Genomic DNA, 4,688 nt, shown 5'->3' on the forward strand with positions numbered 1-4,688 from the left:
CCGGATTCAACAATTTCTGCTTCGGCAAAAGCAGGGTGCAATGTATAGGCCGCGTTGAGCAATTCCATCATTGATCTTACAGAGATTGCACCATCAAAGTCACTTTCAATCATCGTTGCGCCAATCATGAAAATATCATTCTGTCGTGGAACAACATAAAGTGGAAATCGTGGATGAAGAAGACGAATTGGGCGGGAAATTTTAATTTCTGTACTCCGCAAGAGTAGCATTTCACCACGTACACCCCGTATATTTTTATCTTTTCCTAAACGTCCTATTCCTGTCGCATCAATAACAATATCAAAATTTTTTTCAGCCTTCTCTACATCAACAAAACAGGCTCCATTGTTGAGAAGCTTTTCTTTTAAAGCCATAAGTGCTTTGCGAGGATCAATATGGGCTTCATTTTCATAAAAGAGTGCACAGTTAAAACGTTCCGCAAGATCTGGTTCAAGATGAGCTATTTCTGTATTATCTATGGTTTTGTGATTATGCGTACGCATAAAAAATCGTTCAAGCTCTCCTCTATCTCGTGTAGGTGCAACTACTAAAGTGCCTTTTTGTATGACAAGGTTGGGGAGCGTTTTACGCCACCATTGTATAGCTTGTACACCAAGATCTTCAACAATCTGTTCCGCATTTTCTCTTTCACAGTAAGGTGCGAGCATTCCTCCTGCATACCAACTAGCACTTCCTATAGGTGAATGAGGGGGGGCTGATACAGTAACAGAAGCACCTTTTTGCTGTAACATAAAGGCAACTGTTAAGCCGCCTACACCTGCACCTTTGATAAGAATGTTCTTCAACTGTTTACTTTCTTTTTTTGAGGAGGAACAATTTCCATATAAAGATCACCACTTTCTTGATATTTTTCAGCCATAGCAATCATACCTTCACCTTTTGTTTTTTTGAGTGCTGCAGCATCACGAATATCATGGGAAATACGCATAGAACAGAATTTTGGTCCACACATGGAACAAAAATGCACCAATTTATGGGCATCTTTAGGCATTGTCTCATCATGAAAGGCACAGGCTGTTTCTGGATCAAGAGAAAGGTTAAATTGATCATGCCATCTAAAATCAAATCGTGCACGCGAAAGAGCATTATCGCGCAATTGTGCTCTCGGCAAACCTTTGGCAAGGTCTGCGGCATGAGCAGCAATTTTATAAGTAATCACACCAGTTTTTACGTCATTCCTATCGGGGAGTCCTAGGTGTTCTTTAGGTGTTACATAACACAACATAGCAGTTCCAAACCATCCAATCATAGCGGCACCAATTGCTGATGTAATATGATCATAACCCGGAGCAATGTCCGTTGTAAGAGGTCCTAAAGTATAAAAAGGCGCCTCATGACAAAGATCTAATTGTTGCTCCATATTTTCTTTAATTTTGTGCATTGGGACATGCCCAGGGCCTTCAATCATAACTTGTACATCTTTTTTCCAAGCAACTTTTGTCAATTCTCCCAAGGTTTTAAGCTCTGCAAATTGGGCCTCGTCATTGGCATCGGCAATAGAGCCAGGACGCAATCCATCCCCCAATGAAAGAGAGATGTCATACGTGCGTGCAATATCACAAATTTCATCAAAATGTTCATAGAGAAAACTTTCTTTATGATGATGCAAACACCATTTTGCCATAATAGAACCACCTCGTGAAACAATACCTGTTACCCGATCAACGGTCAAAGGGATAAAAGGTAGTCTTAATCCTGCATGAATGGTAAAATAATCAACACCTTGTTCTGCTTGCTCAATAAGGGTATCACGAAAAATATCCCATGTTAAGTTTTCGGCAATACCCTGTACTTTTTCGAGTGCTTGATAAAGAGGAACTGTTCCGATGGGCACAGGAGAATTTCGGATAATCCATTCACGAATATTGTGAATATTTCGTCCTGTAGAAAGATCCATAACTGTATCTGCTCCCCAACGAATGGCCCAAACCATTTTATCAACTTCTTCTTCCATAGATGAAGTTACTGCTGAATTTCCAATATTGGCATTAATTTTAACACGAAAATTACGTCCAATAATCATAGGTTCGCACTCTGGATGATTAATGTTTTGTGGAATAATGGCGCGTCCACAAGCAATTTCATTGCGAACAAATTCCGCAGTATAAGTTTCAGGTATTGATCCAGAAAATGTTTCATTTGATGGTACATTTTGCCGCTCTTCTACTGCTAATCCTTCATTTTCTCGTATAGCCACATATTCCATTTCTTCGGTAATAATGCCTGCGCGTGCGTAAGCCATTTGTGTAATTGCTTTGCCATTTTTTGCTCGTAAAATAGAACGTTTTTGCTTAAAGGCTGGTGTAAGGTTTTTATCAGAAGTCAATCCATTATCTTCAGGTTTAACTAATCGTGCAGGATAAGTTTCAGTATCATCCCGTTTAGAGAGCCAAGGCAAGCTAATTGCTGGAAGGCCTTTTGTAATATCAATGATCATATCTTTATCTGTGTAGGGGCCAGAAGTATCGTAGACGTTTAAAGGTTTTTCACCACTGCCATCAGCCAGTGAAATTTCACGCAATGGTACGCGCACATCAGAAAAGAGAAGGCTCTGTTGATAAATTTTGCGTGAAGCGGGAAAGGGGTTACAACTAATTGATGGAGTATTTTTCTGCACAAACTTTTTCCTTATAGACACGGAGTTCAAAAATAGGTTGCGATGTTAATGGAGTTACGATGTTAATGGAGATGTATTCAAATTATCAATCACGAGCATTCGGATGAATAGGGGTAAGTATTGCTTTGTAGCAAAGAAAACCCAATACAGCTCAAGAAAAGTTATTTTGAAAAACTGATACAATATCTATTCTAATATTTGCATGCCTCCTCCCACTTGAAGTATTTTTGTTAATACGAATATGGTTGGCTTAAATATCTATATTGTCAATCATAAAAATATATTTTAAACGATTTTGGTGTGTTTTTAAGAGTGAAAATAAATATTATGAAGTGATAAACTATGATATTGAAGCTTTTATAAACCAGAATAAAGTTAAAAGCGGATTATCAGAGAAAAAGTAGATAGTTTATGGCTCTGATTGAGATTTTTTTCATATTAAAATAATAACTCAGAATACCATAAGATTCTCTCATCATATATCTTTTCATATAAAAACACTTCCTTGCATGTCATAAGTGGGAGCGTATGGGGCAAAACACTTGAAGAAAGGAAGCCAAATGTCATTTAATGAACATTCTAAGATGTGAGGCTGTCAAAAAGTGGAGGCCAACAAAATGTATGATGGATTCCACTTGTATCTTCAAAAGCTTAAAGCTGATGATCTATAATGGCTTGCTATTGTATCATTGACGTGCGCTGTCGTAAAATGAAAGGAGTATATTTTGAGCAATATTTCTTAAAAAGTGCGTAATATGCAATATCATTATATTTTGTTTGGGGTATTCTATTCTTCATGAGGGGGATGTTTCCATTAAGAATGCGATAAACAAAAGCGGGAAACAATACCTAATCTTTATTATTAAAAATAATATTGTCTTGAATTAAGAAGAACACCAATAATTGCAAGATGTTGTTTAGAATGATTTATTGCTCTTGCAAAAAACATATACATATAATAATATATAGAGGGAGATGTGCTAAGTGTGGGAGGGGAAAAGTTGGTTATGGGGCGTTTAAAAAACAAGGATATTGTTCATAAAGATTGGGGGAGGGGCTAGGTTATGCTTTTTAATTTTTTCCGGATCGGATACAACCTTCAAATTTTGTGAAGGTGTGTGATATTTGATATTTCAAGGTATTTTATTTCCAGTTTAATGAAAGTGTGGAGCAAGTGTCCATATTGAATATATTTTCTATGATACATTTAGATTGAATAAAAGCTTATTCAAAAAAACATTGGTGCTAATCTTGTGACACAATTTCAGAAATAAATTGAATAAAATAGAACAAAGTATCTGCGTGTGAATAAAAAGATAATGAAGCATGTAAAAAATTTGAAGCTAATTTTTAAAGTTTTAATACAAATGATAGCCAAAAGATAGAATTTCTTTGTTTAAAATATATGGTATAAAATATCGATGAGATAGATTTAAACTATTGAAAAAAATAAAAAAAGATAATGTTTAAGTCAGAAACTTTCTATGTGGATGATAAGTTATTACATTCAGTAATGGTTATATGAAATCCATAATAAGGAAAAATTTGAATAATATTTATAAATTTTGCAACAAGATGCAAGATTTAAAAAATAATTATATAACAACAGCAAAACAACAAAACAAGATATTAAGTAACATCAGATGAGGTGGTTACATTATACATTAGAAGAGAAAGTATTCATACTAATGTTATGAAAAGCGTCTGGTGAATTTAGGTTATAAAATTGGAAGGAGTGAAGAGAGATAAAATGCGTAAATAAGGATGGTGCAGTGGTTATGATGTATCAATCAACAGCGGCAGCACATTTTAGTGCACAGAACGAGAAGTTGTTAGAAAAACTATGAAAATAATGGGGGTTTAAAATGTCTAATATTTACGATTGGTCTCTAAAGGCTGATGAAAATGCTTATTCAGATAGTATCATTAATTGGGCAGAAGGACAGCCGCCTAGTTCTGTTAATGATAGTGCACGGGCGATGATGCAGCGCGTACGAGAATATCTTGCAGATAATGGTGGATCTATTGACTCAAGCTTTATGGTAAATGC

2 protein-coding genes and 1 pseudogene are annotated in these 4,688 nt (G+C 35.8%); 1 reads left to right on the forward strand and 2 read right to left on the reverse strand.

The annotated features are described in order from the left end of the window. Window positions 1–806: FAD-dependent oxidoreductase (locus ACFIO3_RS08985; protein WP_375704345.1), on the reverse strand; the 806-nt coding region annotated here is incomplete at its 3' end. Further along, on the reverse strand, window positions 803–2,638 hold the full coding sequence (gene thiC / locus ACFIO3_RS08990; protein WP_375606319.1) for a phosphomethylpyrimidine synthase ThiC: 1,836 nt from the start codon (window positions 2,636–2,638) through the stop codon (window positions 803–805). The genes thiC and ACFIO3_RS08985, both read right to left, overlap by 4 nt. 1,865 nt (window positions 2,639–4,503) lie before the next feature. Here thiC and ACFIO3_RS08995 point away from each other — a divergent pair. Continuing rightward, window positions 4,504–4,688, forward strand: a pseudogene (locus ACFIO3_RS08995) (phage tail protein); the annotation flags it as partial.

This window comes from Bartonella sp. AD328YNZD (assembly GCF_042196425.1).